Origin of the sequence: Nocardioides ginsengisegetis (assembly GCF_014138045.1) — a bacterium.
GTDB lineage: Bacteria > Actinomycetota > Actinomycetes > Propionibacteriales > Nocardioidaceae > Nocardioides > Nocardioides ginsengisegetis.
In genome coordinates this window covers 163,711-182,597 of sequence record NZ_JACGXA010000003.1, presented here as the reverse complement: position 1 = coordinate 182,597, position 18,887 = coordinate 163,711, and the positions used below count along the sequence as shown (strand labels likewise).

Genomic DNA, 18,887 nt, shown 5'->3' with positions numbered 1-18,887 from the left:
GCATAGGTCCGGCACGATGTCCGCCATGGCCCTCGAACACGCCCTCCTCGTCGCGCTGCGCGAGCAGCCGGCGTCCGGGCTCGAGCTCGCCAAGCGCTTCGGCCGCTCGATCGGCTTCTTCTGGCACGCCACCCACCAGCAGATCTACAAGGTGCTGGCCCGGATGGACGCCGACGGCTGGGTCGAGGTCACCGAGGTGGCGCAGACCGGCAAGCCGGACAAGAAGGTGTACGCCGTCTCGCCGGCCGGCGAGCGCGTGCTCGCCGACTGGCTGGCCGCACCCACCCCGATGGAGCCGCTGCGCAGCGAGCTGGCCGTGAAGATGCGCGGGGCGTCGTACGCCGATCCCGGCGCGGTGCTCGAGGTCGTCCGCGCCAACCTGGCCGACCACCAGCTCCGGCTGGCGCACTACGAGCAGCTCGAGAAGCGCGACCACCCCCACCCCGAGACCCTGACCGGACCCGAGCTCGACCAGTACCTCGTCCTGCGCGGAGGCATCCGCACGGAGCGGTTCTGGGTCGAGTGGCTCACCGAGTACCTGGAGGCACACGAGCGATGAACTACCCCCACCTGCTCACCCCGATCACCCTGGGCAACCTCACGATCCGCAACCGGGTCGTCATGGGCTCGATGCACACCGGGCTCGAGGACAGCGTCCGCGACCTGCCGGCGCTGGCGGCGTACTTCGCCGAGCGCGCCCGCGGCGAGGTCGGCCTGATCGTCACCGGCGGCTACGCCCCCAACAAGCGCGGCTGGCTCAAGCCGCTGGCCTCGGAGCTCACGACGCGGCTGCAGGCGATGCGGCACCGCGAGGTCACCGGCGCGGTGCACGACGAGGGCGGCGCGATCGCCCTGCAGGTGCTCCACGCCGGCCGCTACGGCTACCACCCGCTGAGCGTGAGCGCGTCGAACAAGAAGTCGCCGATCACGCCGTTCCGCCCCAGCGCCCTGTCCACGAAGGCCGTCGACCGCACCGCCACCGACTTCGCGAAGACCGTCGCGCTCGCGGTGAAGGCGGGGTACGACGCCGTCGAGGTGATGGGGTCCGAGGGCTACCTGATCAACCAGTTCCTCGCCGCGCGGACCAACGACCGCACCGACGAGTGGGGCGGCACCGCGCAGAAGCGGATGCGCTTCCCGCTCGAGGTCGTGCGACGGGCCCGTGACCTCGTGGGCGACGACTTCCCGATCATGTACCGGATCTCGCTGCTCGACCTGGTTGAGGGCGGCCAGACCTGGGACGAGGTCGTGGAGCTCGCGCACGGCCTCGAGCAGGCCGGCGTCACCCTCCTCAACACGGGCATCGGCTGGCACGAGGCACGCGTGCCCACGATCATCACCCAGGTCCCGCAGGGCGCCTGGCGCTCCGCGACCGCGCGGCTCAAGGCCGAGGTGTCGGTGCCGGTCTGCGCGTCCAACCGGATCAACAGCCCCGCGATGGCCGAGGAGATCCTCGCGTCGGGCGAGGCCGACCTGGTCTCGATGGCGCGGCCGCTGCTGGCCGACCCGGAGATCGTGGCCAAGGCGCGTGCCGGCCGGGCCGACGAGATCAACACCTGCATCGCCTGCAACCAGGCGTGCCTGGACCACGTGTTCAAGAACCAGAAGGCCTCCTGCCTGGTCAACCCGCGCGCCTGCCGCGAGACCACGCTCGTCCTGTCCCCCACCGTCCGGAAGAAGACCGTCGCGGTCGTCGGCGCCGGCCCCGCCGGGCTGTCGGCAGCCGTGTCGGCCGCCGAGCGAGGGCTGGCGGTCACGCTCTTCGAGAAGTCCGGGTCGGTCGGCGGCCAGTTCCGGCTCGCCATGGCCGTCCCCGGCAAGGAGGACTTCGCCGAGACGCTGCGCTACTACACCCGCCGCCTCGAGGTCCTCGGCGTCGACGTGCGACTCGGCACCGAGGCGACGGCGGCCGACCTCGCGGCGTACGACGAGGTGGTCGTGGCCACCGGCGTCCGGCCGCGGGTCCCGGAGCTGGTGGGCATCGACCACGACAAGGTGGTGTCGTACGCCGACGTGCTGTCCGGGGCCGTCGTGCCGGGGCGGCGCGTGGCCGTGATCGGCGCGGGCGGGATCGGCGTCGACGTCAGCCACTTCCTGACCCACGACCCGGCCGACGACCTCGACGACTGGATGGCGCACTGGGGCGTCGGCGACCCGTCGGTGCACCCCGGCGGCCTGACCGAGCGCAAGCCGCGCACCCCGGTCCGCGAGGTCACCCTGCTGCAGCGCAAGACCACCCCGATCGGCATCGGCCTGGGCAAGACCTCGGGCTGGGCGCACCGCGCCGTGCTCAAGCAGTCGGGTGTCGTGCAGGTCAGTGGCGTCACCTACGACCGCGTCGACGACGAAGGCCTGCACGTGACCGTCGATGGCGAGCCGCGCGTCCTCGACGTCGACCACGTCGTCCTCTGCGCCGGCCAGGAGTCCGTCCGGTGCCTGTACGACGAGGTGCTCACCGCCGGCTCGTCCGACGGCCGCCACCGCCGCGCGCACCTCATCGGCGGGGCAGACGTCGCCGCCGAGCTGGACGCCAAGCGGGCGATCGAGCAGGGCACCCGGGTGGCGGCCTCGCTCTGAGGAGATTCGTCGGCTGGCTAGGGTCGCCGCATGATCGTCGACCTCACCGATGAACAGGCCCGCGAGGCCCTGCCCTGCAAGTGGGGCGCGGTCGAGCCGGGGGTGGTGCCGGCGTGGGTGGCGGAGATGGACTTCGCGCTGGCCGAGCCGATCGTCGAGGCGGTCACGGCAGCCGTGCGTCGCGGCACGGCCGGCTATCCGCCGTTCGGCGACCTCGGGGTGGGCGCGGCGCTAACCGGGTTCGCCGACCGGCACTGGTCGTGGAGCCCGCCGGCCGACGCGAGCGTCGTGGTCGGCGACGTGATCGCCGGCATCCGGATCGCGCTCGAGGTGCTCTGCCCGCCGGGACCCGTTGTGGTGCCGCTGCCGTGCTACCCGCCGTTTCGCGACATCGTCACCCTCACCGGCCGCGAGCTCGTGCACGTCACCGTCGACCCGGACACCGAGGACCAGGACGCCGCAGCGCTCGACCTGCAGCAGGTCGAGGAAGCCTTCGCCGCCGGCGCCCGCACGCTGCTGCTCTGCAACCCGCACAACCCCCTCGGCCGGGTCCCGCGACGCGACGAGCTCGAGGCCCTGGCCACGCTCGCCCAGCAGTACGGCGCCCGCGTGGTCGCCGACGAGATCCACGGCCCGCTGGTCCTGCCCGGAGCGACGTTCACGCCCTACCTGGAGGTCGACCCCACCGGCATCCTCGTCACCAGCCACTCCAAGACGTTCAACACCGCCGGCCTGCACACCGCCCAGGTCGTGGTGCTCGACGAGGCCGAGCAGTCAGCCCTCCGGGCGATCCCGCTGCCCCAGAACCACGCCTACTCCCCGCTCGGGATGATCGCCGCCGTCACCGCCTGGACCGACTGCGACGACTGGCACGCCGCGCTCGTCACCCGGCTCACCGAGCAACGGACCCTGCTGGCCCAGTTGCTCGAGACCCACCTGCCCAAGGCGCGGATGCGGCCGCTGGAGGCGACGTACCTCCCGTGGGTCGACCTGCGCGACTACGGCCTCGAGGACCCGGCCGCCGCCGGGCTGGAGCACGGCGTGCGGGTCGCGGCCGGGCAGGCCTACCAGCCCGGGCTCGCCGGGCACGTCCGCCTCAACACCGCGACCACGCCGCTCCGACTGGAGCAGATGGTCGAGCGGCTGGCCGCCGCCGTCGCGGGGTCGCGACCCTAGAGGTCGGCCGGGTCGAGCTCCAGCAGCCGCGAGGGCCGCAGCCCGTCCCACTTCGCCTGGATCCGGTCGGGGTCGAGGAAGAAGTCGACCGACGCCTCCCACGTGTGCCCGGCGTCGCCGCGACGGAAGACGTAGCCCAGGCCCTGGGTGCGGTAGAGCGACAGCCCGGCGCCGAGCACGTCGGAGAGCAGGGTCGCGTCGACGTACTTGCGGACCTGGCGGAAGCCGCCGAGGCTGCGCAGCGTCCCCTTCTCCATCATCATCGTGCCGCCGGCGACGAACTTGGCGTACATCTCCGAGGGGTCGTTGCGCCGGATCGTGAGGTCGCGCGGCTCGAGGTAGACGAACTCCGCGGGCGTGCCGACCAGGTCGGCGCCGCTGTAGGTGCGGGCGAGGAGCAGGTCGGCCACGAGGTCGGGGCCGTACCAGTCGTCGTCGTCCATCTTCAGCACCACGTCGCCGGAGGCCGCGGTGGTCGCGGCGGCGAGCACGTCGCCGAACATCGTGTCCGCCGACTGCGGGAGCAGCGTGAGCTGCTTGTCCTCGCCGAGGATCTTGCGGGCGTGGGCCTCGTCGACGTCGAAGCCGTGCGGCGCGAGGACGAGCTCGAGCCCGTCGAGGCCACGCTGGCGCGCCACCTGGCGCAGCGCGAAGTCGAGGCGGTCGGGGCGCTTGGTGGCGAGCACGACCGAGACCGACGGCTGGCTGGCGACGCGTACGCCGACGGCCGCGCCGATCCGGCTGCGCCAGCCGAACGACGCGAACTCCCGCAGCGCGGCCCGCCGCTGGACGATGCTGTGCTCCTCGCGGGCCAGCCGGTCGGCGAGGTCGACCTCGGCGGTGATCGCCGCGGAGACGGCCGGGCCGAGCAGGTCGGCCGCCCACGTCGGGACCGTGGCGGTGACGAGCGGGACACCGGTCATGGCGAGGCCGGCGACGGCGCGGGCCAGGCCGCGGTCCTCGGTCTCGGGCCAGGTCAGCTCGACGCCGCGGGCCGGCCGCAGCGAGCGGACCAGCGCCTCGGTGGCGCCGCGGCCCAGCTCGACGCGGTGCAGCTGCCCGTCGATCACGAGCGAGGTGGCGCCGTCCTCCTGCACACCGAGGGTGGCGTTGGTGGCGTCGTCCTCGACCGGCCCGAAGCCGATCGGGTTGAGGATCCGCTCGTCGAGCGGGCCCAGCGCGAGCGGGCCGGACGTGTCGTCGACGACGACCGGGGCCCGGCCGAGCACCGGGTGCTCGGGCAGCACGATGTCGCGGGGACCGTCGGTGAGCACCACGTCGGGCGGCACGTCGCGCTCGGGGTCGGCGGCGCTGAGCACCTCGTCGATGCGCACGGCGTTGACGTCACCCGGGGGTGCGATCGCGTCGCCGTGGACCGCGACGCGGAGGCCGCGGTTGCCGACGTCGTGCGGCACGGACTGGCGGGCGATCTCGGCAAGCGCGGCGTGCCCGGAGACCGGGTCGCCGAAGATCGCCATCGTCAGGGCCGCGGTGCGGCTGATGCGGCGCGCGTGCAGGTGGGTCATCACCGGCCAGTCCGAACGCGGGTCGAGCGTGATCGCCCGGTCCGACTCGTCCAGCCAGAGCGCGATCCGCTGCGATCCGCGGGTCGGCGGCAGCGCGGGGCAGGTGCGCCGCAGGGCGTCGCGGTCGGGCGCGACGAGCATGATCATCCCCCAGCGACCCCCCTCCGGGACCTCGTGGGCCGGCAGCACCAGCAGGTCGCAGGCCTCGGGGAAGATCGGGCGGAGGTACTCCAGGTCGGGGTGCAGCATCACCAGGGCCGGCGCCGGGGAGTTGCGCACGAACTGGCGCAGCCGCTCGACGTGGGGACTGCGGGCCAGGATGGCGTCGGTCAGCTCGCCGGTGCCGCCCGGCAGGTCCTTGATCTTGGCCTCGCGGCGACCGCCCCCCTGGCCGCCCTGACCGCGCTGGGCCGGGGTGTCGTCGTCCTCGTCGTCAGAGTCGTCATCGGCGTCCGCGGCGGCCTGGTCGGCGGCCTTCACGGCCGACGCCGCGGCGGCCTGCGTCGCCTGCACGGTCTCCGCGGCGGCGCGGGAGATGCCGCCCGCGCCGCGTCCGCGGCGTACGAGCGGTCGCTCGGCCTCGGGCAGCCAGGTGTCGGTGACGTGGTCGACGACGTGGACGCCCGGCGGCGCGACGATCCGGACCAGCCCGGGCACGGCGTTGGCGCGCCCCTCGCGGATGGCCCGGTCGACCTCCCACTCGCGCTGCTTGCGCGGCGCCCGCGCCTTGCCGAAGTCGGTGTCGGTCCAGTGCGCGAACTCGTCCTGGTCGAGCCACTTCAGCTCCACGCACAGGCCGTCGTTGAGCACGATCCGCTCGGAGGTCTCGGGGAACTCCCGCACCTCCCACTCGAAGGCCTTCACGAACGTGAACTCCGGGCCCATGGGATAGACCCACGGCTCCAGGAACTTCATGCCGAGGTCGATCCACGCCTCGGACTCGTTGACCACGGTGAGCGGGTGGCGCGGCACGGCCACGACGGCCTGGGAGTTCTCCAGCTGCCAGCTCAGGTCGGACAGCGCGGCGACGCCCTCGCGGGTCAGCACCATGTCGCCGTCCCACTTCATGGAGTAGGCGGTCTTCACGTGCGAGAACGACCAGTTGTAGAAGTGCGTCAGCGAGTGCACCGAGTCGGCCGGCGTGCGCAGGTGCTCGGCGCCGGCGCGGCTGACGTTGAAGGGGTACGTCGCGAGCGTGAACCGGTCCTCGGCGCCGACCGAGCGGGCCACCTCGAGGGCGACCTCGCCGGTGCCGTCGTCGGACATGTTGTCGACGAGGACGACGTGCTGGACCGCCTCGAGCATCGGCGGCAGCACCCACGGGAGGTTGCGGGCCTCGTTGCGGACGCGGAAGACGCAGGTCAGGCCGGGCTTGAGCGGCCCCTCCTGCCAGGGCCAGACGACGTCGAAGCCCTCGTGGCCCTCGCGGTTGGGGATGTCGGCGGTGATCTCGGCGGTCACGCGATCAGCGCTCCTTGCCCAGGGCCTTGCGGGCCCCGCGGCGGACGCTGGCGGGGATCATCGCGCGCACCTTGTGCGGGACGACGTCGACCCGGCTCGGCTCCGGCTCGGGCTGCTTCGGCCCCCCGTTGCCCGGGCCGCCGGGGCCACCGCCGGCCGCGCGGCGTACGGCGGCGACCGTCGACTGGGTGACCGCCTCGGCCTCCTCGTAGAACTCCGAGTAGGCGGCGCGCAGCTCGTCGAGCGTGGCGTGCACCTCGGGGATGTCGCCGTCCTCGTCCGCGAGCCGGCTGAGCGCCTGGGAGGACTCCTCGGCGATCTCCTGCAGGCGGGCCGGCACCTCCATGTCGTCCCACGTCAGCTGCACGCGGCGCAGCGAGGGGTCGATGAACTGGTGGACCGCACGGATGTCGTTGGCCGACGCGCGCTGGACGGCGTCGAGGTGCAGCCGCTCGCCGAGCTGGAAGACCGGGACGGTCCAGTCCGAGAGCAGGTCGTGGTAGCGGACGAAGGCCCGCGTCGAGCCACGGGTGGCGCGCTCGGTGTGCAGCATCATGTTGACCCACGCGGCGGTCCGGTTGACCTCCCCGAAGCGGGAGTTGTAGTGCCGCTGCTTGCTGCCGACGACCTCGGTCACCGGGCGCAGCATGGTGATGTACGTCGGCTCGGCACCGGCCCGGATCGCGGCGGCGCGCCACAGGCCCATGAACCAAGCGAGCCGCGGGTCCTTGATGACCAGGGCGTCGCCGCCCTCCTCGAACTGCTGCTCCAGCCAGGCGTGCAGGCGGTCGCGCAGCGGGTCGACCGTGGCGAGCTTGCCGGCCTCGAGCCAGGCGCCGGGGCGAGCGTCGGAGACGGCCACGTTGCTGCGCTTGAGCAGCTCGTCGTGGAGGTCCACGACCCACTGCGGCTCGCCGAAGCCCTTGGGGTTGGTCTCGTCCGGGGTCACCTCGGGCTGGGGCACGTGCATCCCGAGCGTCTGGAGGATCCCCGACATCGTGCTGGTGCCGCTGCGGCCGGAGCCGACGACGAACACGATGCGACGGGAGGATGCGGGGGCTGGCTGCCGGGACGCGGGGCGGTCCGCCGAGGGGCTCGACATGGCGGTCAGCCTACGGCAACGCCGGGGCCGCCCCGTGTGGTGCAGGCTGGGCCCTGCCAGCACCCCCGGGAGAGGAGTCGAGCGATGCCCAGCGCCGCCGAGGAAGCCGCGATCGCGCTCGTCGTGGAGTCGCGTCTCTTCGACCCCGACTGGTACGCCGCGCAGGCCGGGCGGACCTTCGGCTCCCGCGCCGAGGCCGCCACCCACTGGGTGACCGAGCAGGACGAGGAGCTCTCGCCGCACCCGCTCTTCGAGCCGCGGTGGATCTACCCCGGCGGCAAGTGGCGCAAGAAGGCGCCCGACCCCCTGAGCTTCTACCTCGGCTCCCCGCACGAGCGGACCCGCTCGCCACACCCGCTCGTGGACATCGAGGAGACCGGGCCGCTGGAGGAGTGGCTGGCCGACCACGACCCGGCCGAGCTGCTCCCCGACCTGCCCCGGTCGCCGCTCGCCGACGTCGTCGTCCGCGTCGAGGTGGCCGACCCGGCGCGCGCCGTCGGCTGGGCCCGGCACCTCGCCCGGTTCCACCCCGACGCCACCGCGCTGCTCGTCACCGACGGGGTGGCCGCGACACGGGTGCTGCGGTCGGTCGCGGGCGGACTGCCGTCCGTGCGGGTCGTCGCCCCGACCGAGCCCGTCCCGGCGCGCGTCGTCGTCGACGTCCGGCCGTCGGTCAACGCCCCGCGCTGGCCCTGGCTCGACGACCTGGTCGCCGCGCTGGAACGCGACGGGGTCGCGTCCGCCCAGCCGCTGCTGCTCGCGCCCGACTTCACCGTCGCGGCCGCCGGAGCGGCGTACACCTCGGATGGCGTTGCCCCGCTGCTGGTGGGGCATCCGACCGGCGACGCCGAGCGGCTCGACGGCCTCGCGCTGCCGGCGCCCTGGCCGGGCGTCCTCGCCCGCCGGGAGGGAGCCGACGGCGACACGGTCCTCGTCGCGTCGAGCCGGGTCGTCCAGCCCCGCGAGGACGGGCCGCCGTCCGAGCCGGCGACCCCCGCCCGGCTGTCCACCACCCAGCAGTTGCTGGGTCGGGCCGGGTACGACGAGGCCGGGGAGCCGATCCGGGTGGTCGAAGGGCGCCCCGCCCTGCGCTGGGCCCTCGACATCGCCGCCCCGGCCGGCATCGGCGGGCACTGGGGCGACCTGCACTTCGCCCGCTCCCTCGCCGACGCGCTGGGCCGGCTCGGCCAGTGGGTCACCGTCGACCACCCCGAGACCCGCGGCCGCGCGTCGCGCAGCACCGACGACGTGGTGCTGACGATCCGCGGCCTCGACGCCGTCGCCCCCCAGCCCGGCCCGGTCAACCTGCTGTGGGTGATCAGCCACCCCGAGGACGTCACGGGGGCCGAGTGCGCGGCGTACGACGTCGCGTTCGCCGCCGGCACCGCCTGGTCCGCGCACCGCAGCCGCGAGTGGGGCCTTCCGATCACCCCGCTGCTCCAGTGCACCGACCCGACCCGCTTCCACCCCGGCCTCGCCGCCCCCGACACGGGCCCCCGGCTCCTCTTCGTCGGCGGCTCGCGCGGCGTCCTGCGCCCCGTGGTCGCGGCGGCCCGCGAGACCGGCGCCGACCTCACCCTCTACGGCACCGGCTGGGCCGAGTGGTGGCCCGACGTCGCGGGCACGTCGGTGCCCAACGAGGAGCTCGGGCGGCTCTACGCCGGCGCCGGGCTGGTGCTCAACGACCACTGGGAGGACATGCGGACCGAGGGGTTCGTCTCCAACCGCGTCTTCGACGCGCTGGCCTGCGGCGCCCGGCTGCTCAGCGACGACGTGGCGGGGCTGAGCGACGTGGTGGACGACGCGGTGCCGGTCTTCCGCGACGTCGACGACTTCCGACGGCTCGCCACCGGCGACTTCGAGCGGCACTACCCCGATGCGGACGCCCGCCTGGCCACCGCGCACCGGGTGGTGGCCGAGCACTCCTTCGACGCCCGCGCCGCCACGCTGCTCGACGCGGCCCTGCGACAACGCGCCACCCGCTCGTAGACTCCCCCGGGTGAGCACCGACCTGCCGATGGACATCCCGCTTCCGCCCGGCCCGCTGCGCATGGGCGGCGCGCACTTCAAGAAGGACCAGGACTTCATCGAGGCCGGGATCCGTGACGTGCGGATGCTGCGTCGTACGGCGGGCCTGACCCGCCGCAAGACGCTCCTCGACTGGGGCTGCGGCGCGGGCCGCCTCGCCGTCGGCGTCAAGCACCTGCTCGGTCACGTGGCCGACTACCACGGCGTCGACGTCCAGCCCGAGCTGCTCAACTGGGCACGGGACCACCTCAGCGACGCGCACACCCGCTTCACGCTGGTGGACCAGAAGAACGCGCGCTACAACCCCGACGGCGACGAGACCTACGACATCCCGGCGGAGCCGGGCAGCGTCGACGTCCTCTACTCCTACTCGGTGTTCTCCCACATGCTCACCGAGGACATCGCCGGCTACGGCCGCACGATCGCCCGGATCCTGTCGCCCGAGGGCCGCGCGTGGATGACCGCGTTCGTCGAGGAGGACGTCCCCGACTGCGTGGAGAACCCCACCGACTACCTCAAGCTGGACTGGAAGGGCGCGCTGCACTGCGTGCGCTTCGACCGCCGCTTCTTCGAGGCGACGCTCTGGGACGCCGGCCTCGCCGTCGAGCAGTACGTCCACGGCCGGGAGACCGACGGGCAGTCGATGTACGTCCTGCGGCGTCGATGAGGGACCTGTCCTACCTGTTCGTCATGACCTACGGCCGGTCGGGCTCCACCCTGCTCTCCGGCCTGCTCAACGCCCAGCCGGGCTGGCTCATCCGCGGCGAGAACCACGACGCCGTGCACCACCTCTACGACTTCCACCGGGCGATGGAGCGGGCCAGCGAGGCCGGCCCCACCGACGCGCTCCGGATGCGCACGCACCCGTGGTTCGGCGCCGCCGACTACCCGCGCCGCAAGGCGCTCGCCAAGACCCGGCGGCTCGTCCTCGACACGGTGCTGCGGCCCAAGGAGGACACCCGCGTCACCGGCTTCAAGGAGATCCGCTGGTACCAGCCGGACCTCCCGGAGTACGTCGCGTGGCTGCGCGAGGTCTTCCCCGGAGCCCGGTTCCTCGTCAACACCCGCGACCACGCCGACGTCCTCAAGAGCAAGTGGTGGGCCGACGGCGACAAGTCCGACCAGCTCGCCGGCATCGAGCGGCGGATCCTCGACGTCGCCGACGACCTCGGCGACGCGGCGTACCGCGTCCACTACGACGAGTACGTCGCCGACCCGTCGACGCTCGCCGCGATGTACGCCTGGCTCGGCGAGCCCTACGACGAGGAGCAGGTCCGCGCGACGATGGCCGTGCGGCACTCGACCTGACCCACCGGCCGCTAGTAGGTGATGGCCTGCTCGGCCCGGCCCGTCGTCGCGTCCACGAAGACCACGACGCTGCCGAGAACCCACCCCCGCGACGGGTGTGACTCGTCCTTGAGGACGTCGGTCCGGGCGTAGACGACCCACATGGGCGCGTGGTCGAGGTCGGGCTCCACGGGAGAGCCCGGATCCTGGGGATTCTCCAGCGGCCCGCCGCGCGGCGTGGTGACCAGGTAGTAGGCGGCGACCGCGGGATCGGTGTCGCTGAAGAGGCCGTAACCCGTGCGCGCCCTGATGACAGCGGTGTCGGCGTCGATGCTCGCGTCGGCGGCATTCCCCTGGTCGAGCACATAGCCGTGGTGTGCCATCAGGCGCACGAAGTTGGAGGGGAGCTCCAGCGGCGCCGTCGTTGGCGTGGGCGTGGGCGTGGCGGACCTCGCCGACACCGGTGCGGAACGGTCATCGGCAGCCGTGGCGCCGCATCCGGACCCGAGCGCGACCAGGGCCAGGCCGCAGGCGACGAGGGCAGCCGTGTGACGTGCAGGCCTCATGTCCGCACCTCCACTCCGTGATCCGAATGCCCGAACACTGATCGTGAACCTCCCCGGGCGTCAACAAACGCCGTGCGATCGGCTGCGGCGCCGAGGACACTCGACCCATGAGCTCCCAGGGTCAGGTGCGGGAATGGCACCACGACGACGGGTGGGGTGTCATCGACTCCGCGGAAACTCCCGGCGGCTGCTGGGCGCACTTCGGCGTGGTGCGGGTCCGTGGCTACCGCACGCTCGACGCGGGGCAGGACGTGGAGTTCACGTTCCAGCCTGTCGACCAGGACGGCTACGCGTTCAGCGCCACGGCCGTCTGGCCCGCGGGTGGGGACCCGTCCCCGCCGGAGCAGGAGTCGACAGAGCCCTCCGCGGCCTACCGCAGCTCGCTCAGGCTCGAGTTCGACGACGACCAAGCGGCCGACTGATCGGGCCCAGGTCTCGCAACCGCCGCCTCGTCTACCGCACCCGAGCGATCCGGCGGTCAGGTCTCGAGGTGCCGAGCGAGCACGGGTGTGCGGGGTCTTGAGCGCCTAGCGGTCGGCGCGGTCGGATTCCCGTGCCCACCGTGTGAGTCGGCTTTCGGCGGACTTGACCCCGACGAGCACGGCGCAGCAGCCCGAGAAGATGGCTGAGGTGATACCGACGGCGAGCCAGACGAGCTGCCCTGACTGCACACGAGTGTGGTCTGCGGCGTGCTGGCCGAGCACGAAACAGGAGCCCACCGCGACGAGGCCAAGTACCCAGGCCATGCGCCACAACTGACTGGTGGTCAGCCCGGTGTCTTCTGACTCGTTGCTCATTGGCGGCACGCTACCCCGACTGTTTCTTGCCAAACGGAACGATCGCTGACCCATGTCCGCCCGGCGGCGGCAACACAGACGCGGCCGACCTGGTCGCGGGCTCCCTCGACCCGCCCCAGACTCAGGGCCTTGGGCGCCGCCGTCGGGTGCAGGTGGCCGCGCCTACGGCGCGGTTCACAGGATTACGTGGTCACCGCAGGGCTCGCACGAGGTGCCTCCGGGCCCTGCTTGCCGACTTTCGGTCGCCTGGCTCGACCGTCGTGATCAAGGTTCACAGATTGGTCGTACGTCGGCCTATGTCCGCCTGGTGAAGGCGACCTTCCCGCCGGACTGTTTGGTCATCGTGAACTTCGGGTCATGGGCCCTCGCGTGGTGGTGGGGACAGAGGAGCATGCCGTCCTTGTTCGTCTCGCCGCCCAGGCTCCACGGGATGGGGTGGTGGCCGTGACACAGGCCGGGTGGCCAGTCGCACCCCTCGGCGTTGCAGCCGCCCTGCTCGATGGCCATCGCGATCCGCTGGGACTCGCTGTGGAACCGGCGCTTGCGGCCGAGGTCGAGGACCTGGGACTTCCCGCCGAGGACGGCGGGGATGATCCCCGCCTCACAGGCGAGCCTTCTGGCTTGGCCGGCGGTGATCCGCTCCCCGGTGTCCAGGGAGGCTGCCTTCAGGCCGCCCATCAGGGTGGAGATGTCCATCGTCACCACGACCGTGGCGGACACCCCGCCGGCCTTGGGGAGCAACTTGGTCGGGTAGCGCTCGATCAGCTCGACGAACGCCTGCCCCATCCGCTCCGCCGACGGCCGCCGCTCACCGACACACCCGTCGACCGCGGCACGGTGCTTCGGGGCGGCGAACGCGAGCAGCGCCTTCTTCAGCATCGCGGCCTGCGCGGACGGCAGCGTGAACCGTCCGTGCACCTTGCCGTGCCCGTCATCGGTCATGGTCAGCTTGGTGGACCGGGCGGCGTCGCGTTCCTCGGCCTCGAGCTGCTTCGCCTCGTGGGCGTCCGCTGCCTCGGGGTCCAGGAACTCCAGGATCCGCCGACCCAGCCTCTTCAACGCCTGCGCGTCGTGCTCGGCGGCGAACTTGATCAGCATCGCCTCGGCCTCGTCGCGATGCTCGACCGGGAGGACCTCGACCGCATCGACGATCACCCGCGCCTGGTCGACCAGCACGTCACCCGCGGCGACCGCCGTACGCAGAGCCGGCCGGGCGGCCAGCGCGACCGCGAGGCGCATCTTGCCGTGCGCGGCGGTCTGAGTCTGCTTGGTCGCGTGCGCCCAGAAGTTGGTCGTCGAGGTCGCCCCGACGGATTCCCCGACGCCGACGGTCTTGGCGTGCTCGGCGACCCGCATCTCGATCTCCTGCGCTCGCGCGACCATCCGGGTGGCCGCCGCCAGAGTCGCCGCGGCCTCCTCGGTCGACATCGACCACAACGACGCATCGGACACCGCGTCGAACAGTTCATGGACAGCAGCCACAGCGCGCGACACCTGGTGTCGAGGAGGCTGCTGGACCATCGCTGTCATGGATCAATTCCAGCAGGGACCACCGACAAAACCGCAGGCCAGAGGCCCTATTTCGACCGAAGAAAGGTAAAGAATCGAGAGAATTTTGAAACCTCGATCACGACGGTCGAGCGAAGAAGCCGAAACCCGGAAAGCAGGGCCCGGAGGCACCTCGTGCGAACCCTGCGGTGGCCACGTAATTCTCTGAACCGCGCCGCAGGCGCGGCAACCCGCACCCGACGTCGGTGTAGGCCCCAACCAGCGAGCCGGCTAGCCGACGGACTTGGTCTGCGCCGCGATCGTGTCGGCGTACCACTGGAACGAGCGCTTCGGCGTGCGCTTCTGCGTCTCGTAGTCGACGTGCACGAGCCCGAAGCGCTGCGTGAACCCCTCGGCCCACTCGAAGTTGTCGAGCAACGACCACGTGTAGTAGCCGCGCACGTCGACCCCGCGCTGGACGGCGGTGGCGACGGCACGCAGGTGGGCGTCGAGGTAGTCGATGCGGGGCTGGTCGTCGACCACCCCATCGGCGTCGGGACCCATGCCGTAGGAGCAGCCCGACTCGGTGATCATGATCGGCGGCAGGGCGGCGCGGAAGCGGGCGCGGAAGGTGATCAGCCACTCGCGCAGCGCGTCGGGGACGACCGGCCAGCCGAAGTCGGTGGTCGGGTAGCCGAGCAGCTCGCCCAGGAGGAACGGCATCTCGGAGTCCTCCGGGGCCGCCGCGACCTTCATGGGGTTGTAGTAGTTGACACCGTAGAAGTCGAGGGGCTGCCGGATCGTGGCCATGTCGCCGGGCTCGATGTTGTTCGCGAGCAACGGCTGGAGGTCGGCGGGGTAGCGCCCGAGCAGCATCGGCTCGAGGAACATGCCGTTCCAGATCGCGTCGAAGAGCTTGGTCGCCCCGACGTCCTCGGGCAGGTCGCTGGCCGGCCACATCGGCGCGTGGTTGTTGGCGCACCCGATGCTCGTGGCGCCGGCGGCACGCAGCGCGATCGCGGCGCGTCCGTGGCCGAGGAGCAGGTGGTGGGCGACGGGCAGGGCGTCGAACATCAGGGTGCGGCCCGGCGCGTGCACCCCGGTCGCGTAGCCCATCATCGTGACGACGTTGGGCTCGTTGATCGGGATCCAGTGCTCGACCCGGTCGGCGTAGCGCTCCCCGACGATGCTGGCGAAGTCGGCGAAGCGGTCGATGGTGGCCCGGTTGATCCAGCCGCCGTCGTCCTCGAGGGCCAGCGGCAGGTCCCAGTGGTAGAGCGTGACCATCGGCTGCACGCCCGCGTCGAGGAGCGTGTCGATCAACCGGTCGTAGAAGTCCAGGCCCTTCTCGTTGGGCTTGCCGGCGCCCGTGGGCTGGATCCGCGGCCAGGACAGCGAGAAGCGGTAGCCGCCGACGCCGAGCTGCTTCATCAGCGCGACGTCCTCGGCGTACCGGTGGTAGTGGTCGCAGGCCACCTCGCCCGTCGACCCGTCCTTGATCCGTCCGGGCTGCGCGGCGAAGGCGTCCCAGACGCTGGGGCCCTTGCCGTCCTCGTGGGCGGCGCCCTCGATCTGGTACGCCGCGGTGCTGGTGCCGAAGCGGAAGCCGGGAGGGAGCTCGGGGTGGCTCTCGGGGTGGGGCGGGGGCACGCGACAATCATGCCCGTGACTGTTGAGATCCGTCGGGCTACCCAACGATTCCGTACCCGAGATCGGGGACGGGACACCCGCCACTCGTTCGCCTTCGGGGAGCACTACGACCCCGACAACCTCGGCTTCGGGCCGCTGGTCTGCCACGACGAGCACCTGCTCGGCCCGGGGGTGGGCTTCCCCGAGCACCGGCACTCCGACCTCGAGATCGTCACGTGGGTCCTCGACGGCGCGGTCGAGCACACCGACTCCACCGGCGCGGCCACGCTCGTCCGCCCCGGGATGGTGCAGGTGCAGTCGGCCGGCACGGGCATCACGCACGCCGAGGTGGCCGCGACCGGCGTCGGGCCGACCCGCTTCGTCCAGGCCTGGCTGCGCCCCGAGACGTCGGGCGGCGAGCCGTCGTACGACGTGCGTGAGGTGGCGCTGGTGTCCGGCGAGCTGGTCGAGGCGGCGGCCGTCGCCGGCGGCCGCTTCCTGGTCGCCAGCCTCGCGGCCGGCGACACCCTGACGCTGCCCGACGACCCGCTGCAGCACGTCTACGTCGGCAAGGGCGCACTGATCCGCTCGTCCCTGGCCGAGCCGCTGTCGCAGGGCGACGCGTTCCGGTTCACCGACGTGCCCGGGGTCGAGGTGACCGCGGCGGTGCCGACCGAGCTGCTCGTCTGGACGTTCCCCGGATAGGCGTCAGGCGATGACGGCCAGCGCCCCCGGCAGCACCTCGACGGTCGCCGGCTGGTCGGTCAGCCCCGGCAGGTGACCCAGTGGCTCGCCGTCACCGCCGACCGGGATCGGCGTGCGGGCGCGACCGCGGATCTCCACGCGGCGACCGGTGAGGATGGTGACCTCGGGCCGGTCGACGTGCGCGCCGTCGTACACGGTCGGCAGCGAGCGCATCAGCTCGAGCTTGGACGCGGCCTCGATGACGACCACGTCGAGGATGCCGTCGTCGACGGAGGCGGACGGGGCGATCTTCATGCCCTTGCCGTAGTAGGCGGAGTTGGCGACGACGACGGTGGCGGCGGAGTACTCCCGCTCGACGCCGTCGACGCTGACGCGGTAGCGGCCGGGCTGGTAGGCCGCGAGCGAACGCAGCGCCGCATAGGGGTACTGCAGCTTCCGCGGCAGCCAGTGCGCCCGGTCGACGATCTCCGAGGCCCGCGCGTCCACGCCGGAGTAGACCGAGCCCGCGACCAGCCGCGGCTCGGCGCCGGGGAGGGTGAGGGCGAGCAGGTCCACGCGGCGTACGTCGCCCTCGAGCAGCAACCGTGCCTGCGCATCGGGGGCGTCGGGCAGCCCGAGCATCCGGGCGAAGTCGTTGCCGCGCCCGGCCGGCAGCACGGCCAGCGTGCCGCCGCCGGTGGAGACGGCGCCGGCCAGCGAGGAGAGCATGCCGTCGCCGCCGACCGAGACGACCACGTCGCCGCGCTCGATGGCCGAGGTGACGATCGCGCCCATCGCCCGGGGCCCGGGCGAGTAGGTGACGTCGACGGTCGAGCCGGCCTCGCGGAGCAGCCGCGCGACGGGCACGACGGCGTCCGGGGCGGCACCGCCGCCGGAGGCGGGGTTGACCAGGAACGTGAACGATCGGGTCTGGAGGCTCACGGGATCAGGACCCCCGGGTTGAGGATGCCGGTCGGGTCGAGCTCGGCCTTGACCGCGCGCAGCACCTGCACGCCGACGGGTCCGATCTCCTGGGCCAGCCACGGCTTGTGGTCGGTGCCGACGGCGTGGTGGTGGGTGATCGTCGCACCGGCCGCGATCATCGCGTCGCTGGCCGCGACCTTGGCGGCCTGCCACTGGGCGAGCGGCTCCTCGGCCTCCTTGGTGGCGACGGTGAAGTAGAGGGAGCAGCCGGTCTCGTAGACGTGCGAGATGTGGCAGAGCACGATCGTCCCGGCGCCGAGCGAGGTCTCGAGGGCGGACTTCACGCTGGTGTAGAGGGTGTCCATGTTGGACCAGAACGTCGCGGTCTCCAGCGTCTCGACCAGCACACCGACGTCGAGCATGGAGTCACGGAGGTAGGGCGCGTTGAAGCGACCGTGCGCCCACGCCTCGCCCGGGCCCTCGCCCAGGGCGGTGCCGCCGAGCCCCTCCAGGACGGCGGTGACCGCGGCGCGCTTGGCGTCGACCGCGGCCTGCTCGCCCTCGTAGCCGGTGATCATCAGGCAGCCGCCGGCGGCCTCGCCGCCGATCTCCTCGGGGCGGGCCAGGTTGATCGCGGTCTCGGACTCGTCGGAGAGCCGGATGACCGTGGGCAGCAGCCCGGTCTGCGCCAAGGTCCGCATCGCGGCGGCCCCCTCGGCGAAGGAGGCCCAGCGCCAGCCCTCGTAGAGCTTGACGGCCGGCAGCTTCCGGACCCGGACGGTGACGGCGGTGATCACGCCGAAGGCGCCCTCGGAGCCGAGCAGCAGCTGGCGCAGGTCGGGGCCGGCCGCGTTGGCGGGCGCCGAGCCGAGGGTCAGGTCGCCGGTGGGGGTGGCCACGGTCAGGCCCACGACGAGCGCGTCGAAGCGGCCGTAGCCGGCGCTGGACTGGCCCGAGGAACGGGTCGCGGCAAAGCCGCCGATCGAGGCGTACTCGAACGACTGCGGGTAGTGGCCCAGGGTCAGGCCGTGCTCGGCGAGCAGCGCCTCGGCCTCGGGTCCGCGCAGGCCGGGCTCGAGGGTGGCGGTCATCGAGACGGGGTCGACCGCCAGCAGCGACTTCATCCGGACCAGGTCGAGCGAGACGAGCCCGGCGTAGCCGTCGCGGCGGGCGGCCAGGCCACCCGTGACCGACGTACCGCCGCCGAAGGGGACGACCGCCACGTGGTGCTCCACGGCCCAGGCCAGCACGGCCACGACGTCGGCGTGGCCGCCGGGGCGCACGACCGCGTCGGGAGCGTCGGACAGGTCGCCGGTGCGGGCGCGGATCAGGTCGGGGGTCGACTTGCCACGGGTGCGGAGCCGGCGGGTCTCGTCGTCGGTGATGACGTGCTCGGCGCCGACGAGGTCGCGCAGGGCGTCCAGCAGGGACGGCTCGATCGCCGGAGCGGGCAGCGCCGGGGACTCCAGCGCGGGCCGCTCGTCGACGCCGAAGGCCATCTCGACCAGGCCGCGCGCCGACTCGGGCAGGGCGGCCGCGCGGTCCGGGCTGCCCCAGCGCTGGGGGTGCATCTCGGTCTGCTCGAAGGGCAGCCCCGGGGCTGCTGCGGGGGAGGTCGTCGAGTCCGTCATGTGTTACAGTG

16 protein-coding genes are annotated in these 18,887 nt (G+C 72.7%); 8 read left to right on the top strand and 8 right to left on the bottom strand.

Annotated features, from left to right (window positions below):
- Positions 1-25 precede the first annotated feature (25 nt).
- Genes FB382_RS20410 through FB382_RS20400 form a run of 3 tightly spaced genes read left to right on the top strand, consistent with a single transcriptional unit; the run spans position 26 to position 3,753 of the window.
- Positions 26-559: a PadR family transcriptional regulator gene (locus FB382_RS20410; RefSeq protein WP_125037181.1), complete on the top strand. Its 534-nt coding sequence runs from the start codon at positions 26-28 to the stop codon at positions 557-559.
- Positions 556-2,577 (top strand): oxidoreductase, encoded by a 2,022-nt coding sequence (locus tag FB382_RS20405; protein ID WP_182541798.1) that lies wholly within the window; start codon positions 556-558, stop codon positions 2,575-2,577. Before FB382_RS20410 ends, FB382_RS20405 begins: the two co-directional genes overlap by 4 nt.
- A 30-nt stretch (positions 2,578-2,607) precedes the next feature.
- Entirely contained in the window at positions 2,608-3,753 is a 1,146-nt protein-coding gene (locus FB382_RS20400) for a MalY/PatB family protein (RefSeq protein ID WP_182541797.1), read from the top strand.
- Here the strand turns inward: FB382_RS20400 and FB382_RS20395 are convergent.
- Both FB382_RS20395 and FB382_RS20390 read right to left on the bottom strand, forming a co-directional pair.
- On the bottom strand, positions 3,750-6,740 hold the full coding sequence (locus FB382_RS20395) for a hypothetical protein (protein WP_182541796.1): 2,991 nt from the start codon (positions 6,738-6,740) through the stop codon (positions 3,750-3,752). The genes FB382_RS20400 and FB382_RS20395 overlap by 4 nt on opposite strands.
- 4 nt (positions 6,741-6,744) lie before the next feature.
- Positions 6,745-7,842, bottom strand: coding sequence for a sulfotransferase family protein (locus tag FB382_RS20390; RefSeq protein ID WP_182541795.1), 1,098 nt, complete (start codon positions 7,840-7,842; stop codon positions 6,745-6,747).
- A gap of 84 nt (positions 7,843-7,926) precedes the next feature.
- Here FB382_RS20390 and FB382_RS20385 point away from each other — a divergent pair, with 84 nt between their 5' ends.
- Genes FB382_RS20385 through FB382_RS20375 form a run of 3 tightly spaced genes read left to right on the top strand, consistent with a single transcriptional unit; the run spans position 7,927 to position 11,178 of the window.
- Positions 7,927-9,831: a glycosyltransferase family protein gene (locus tag FB382_RS20385; protein ID WP_182541794.1), complete on the top strand. Its 1,905-nt coding sequence runs from the start codon at positions 7,927-7,929 to the stop codon at positions 9,829-9,831.
- A 10-nt stretch (positions 9,832-9,841) separates the two neighbouring features.
- On the top strand, positions 9,842-10,537 hold the full coding sequence (locus FB382_RS20380; RefSeq protein WP_182541793.1) for a methyltransferase domain-containing protein: 696 nt from the start codon (positions 9,842-9,844) through the stop codon (positions 10,535-10,537).
- Positions 10,534-11,178, top strand: a complete 645-nt coding sequence (locus FB382_RS20375; RefSeq protein WP_182541792.1) for a sulfotransferase — start codon at positions 10,534-10,536, stop codon at positions 11,176-11,178. The genes FB382_RS20380 and FB382_RS20375 overlap by 4 nt, the downstream gene beginning before the upstream one ends.
- Before the next feature lie 11 nt (positions 11,179-11,189).
- Here the strand turns inward: FB382_RS20375 and FB382_RS20370 are convergent, their stop codons facing one another.
- A complete protein-coding gene (locus FB382_RS20370) occupies positions 11,190-11,723 on the bottom strand; it encodes a hypothetical protein (protein WP_182541791.1) in 534 nt (177 codons plus the stop codon).
- Positions 11,724-11,830: 107 nt separating this feature from the next.
- Between FB382_RS20370 and FB382_RS20365 the strand changes: the two genes are divergently transcribed.
- Positions 11,831-12,145 carry a cold shock domain-containing protein gene (locus FB382_RS20365; protein WP_182541790.1) on the top strand — a complete coding sequence of 105 codons (315 nt, stop codon included), beginning with the start codon at positions 11,831-11,833 and terminating at the stop codon, positions 12,143-12,145.
- A gap of 105 nt (positions 12,146-12,250) precedes the next feature.
- Here the strand turns inward: FB382_RS20365 and FB382_RS20360 are convergent, their stop codons facing one another.
- The 3 genes from FB382_RS20360 to FB382_RS20350 form a co-directional block, all read right to left on the bottom strand.
- Positions 12,251-12,520 carry a hypothetical protein gene (locus FB382_RS20360; protein WP_182541789.1) on the bottom strand — a complete coding sequence of 90 codons (270 nt, stop codon included), beginning with the start codon at positions 12,518-12,520 and terminating at the stop codon, positions 12,251-12,253.
- Positions 12,521-12,814: 294 nt separating this feature from the next.
- Complete coding sequence (locus tag FB382_RS20355; protein ID WP_343055703.1) at positions 12,815-14,002, bottom strand: HNH endonuclease signature motif containing protein; 1,188 nt, start codon at positions 14,000-14,002, stop codon at positions 12,815-12,817.
- Positions 14,003-14,299: 297 nt separating this feature from the next.
- The gene (locus FB382_RS20350; RefSeq protein WP_182541787.1) at positions 14,300-15,658 is read right to left on the bottom strand and encodes a GH1 family beta-glucosidase; all 1,359 of its coding nucleotides are present in this window, start codon (positions 15,656-15,658) and stop codon (positions 14,300-14,302) included.
- A gap of 15 nt (positions 15,659-15,673) precedes the next feature.
- On the opposite strand from FB382_RS20350, the gene FB382_RS20345 reads away from it, so the two are divergent.
- Complete coding sequence (locus FB382_RS20345) at positions 15,674-16,342, top strand: pirin family protein (protein WP_182541786.1); 669 nt, start codon at positions 15,674-15,676, stop codon at positions 16,340-16,342.
- Between the two features lie 3 nt (positions 16,343-16,345).
- On the opposite strand, the gene FB382_RS20340 is transcribed toward FB382_RS20345, so the two are convergent.
- Both FB382_RS20340 and FB382_RS20335 read right to left on the bottom strand, forming a co-directional pair.
- Entirely contained in the window at positions 16,346-17,263 is a 918-nt protein-coding gene (locus tag FB382_RS20340; protein WP_182541785.1) for a diacylglycerol kinase family protein, read from the bottom strand.
- Entirely contained in the window at positions 17,260-18,876 is a 1,617-nt protein-coding gene (locus tag FB382_RS20335; protein ID WP_246378474.1) for an FAD-binding oxidoreductase, read from the bottom strand. Before FB382_RS20335 ends, FB382_RS20340 begins: the two co-directional genes overlap by 4 nt.
- Positions 18,877-18,887 lie beyond the last annotated feature (11 nt).

Coding starts and splice junctions, on each gene's coding strand:
- FB382_RS20410 (WP_125037181.1), top strand. CDS start 26: ATGGCCCTCGAACACGCCCTCCTCGTCGCGCTGCGCGAGCAGCCGGCG.
- FB382_RS20405 (WP_182541798.1), top strand. CDS start 556: ATGAACTACCCCCACCTGCTCACCCCGATCACCCTGGGCAACCTCACG.
- FB382_RS20400 (WP_182541797.1), top strand. CDS start 2,608: ATGATCGTCGACCTCACCGATGAACAGGCCCGCGAGGCCCTGCCCTGC.
- FB382_RS20390 (WP_182541795.1), bottom strand. CDS start 7,842: ATGTCGAGCCCCTCGGCGGACCGCCCCGCGTCCCGGCAGCCAGCCCCC.
- FB382_RS20385 (WP_182541794.1), top strand. CDS start 7,927: ATGCCCAGCGCCGCCGAGGAAGCCGCGATCGCGCTCGTCGTGGAGTCG.
- FB382_RS20375 (WP_182541792.1), top strand. CDS start 10,534: ATGAGGGACCTGTCCTACCTGTTCGTCATGACCTACGGCCGGTCGGGC.
- FB382_RS20370 (WP_182541791.1), bottom strand. CDS start 11,723: ATGAGGCCTGCACGTCACACGGCTGCCCTCGTCGCCTGCGGCCTGGCC.
- FB382_RS20365 (WP_182541790.1), top strand. CDS start 11,831: ATGAGCTCCCAGGGTCAGGTGCGGGAATGGCACCACGACGACGGGTGG.
- FB382_RS20360 (WP_182541789.1), bottom strand. CDS start 12,520: ATGAGCAACGAGTCAGAAGACACCGGGCTGACCACCAGTCAGTTGTGG.
- FB382_RS20335 (WP_246378474.1), bottom strand. CDS start 18,876: ATGACGGACTCGACGACCTCCCCCGCAGCAGCCCCGGGGCTGCCCTTC.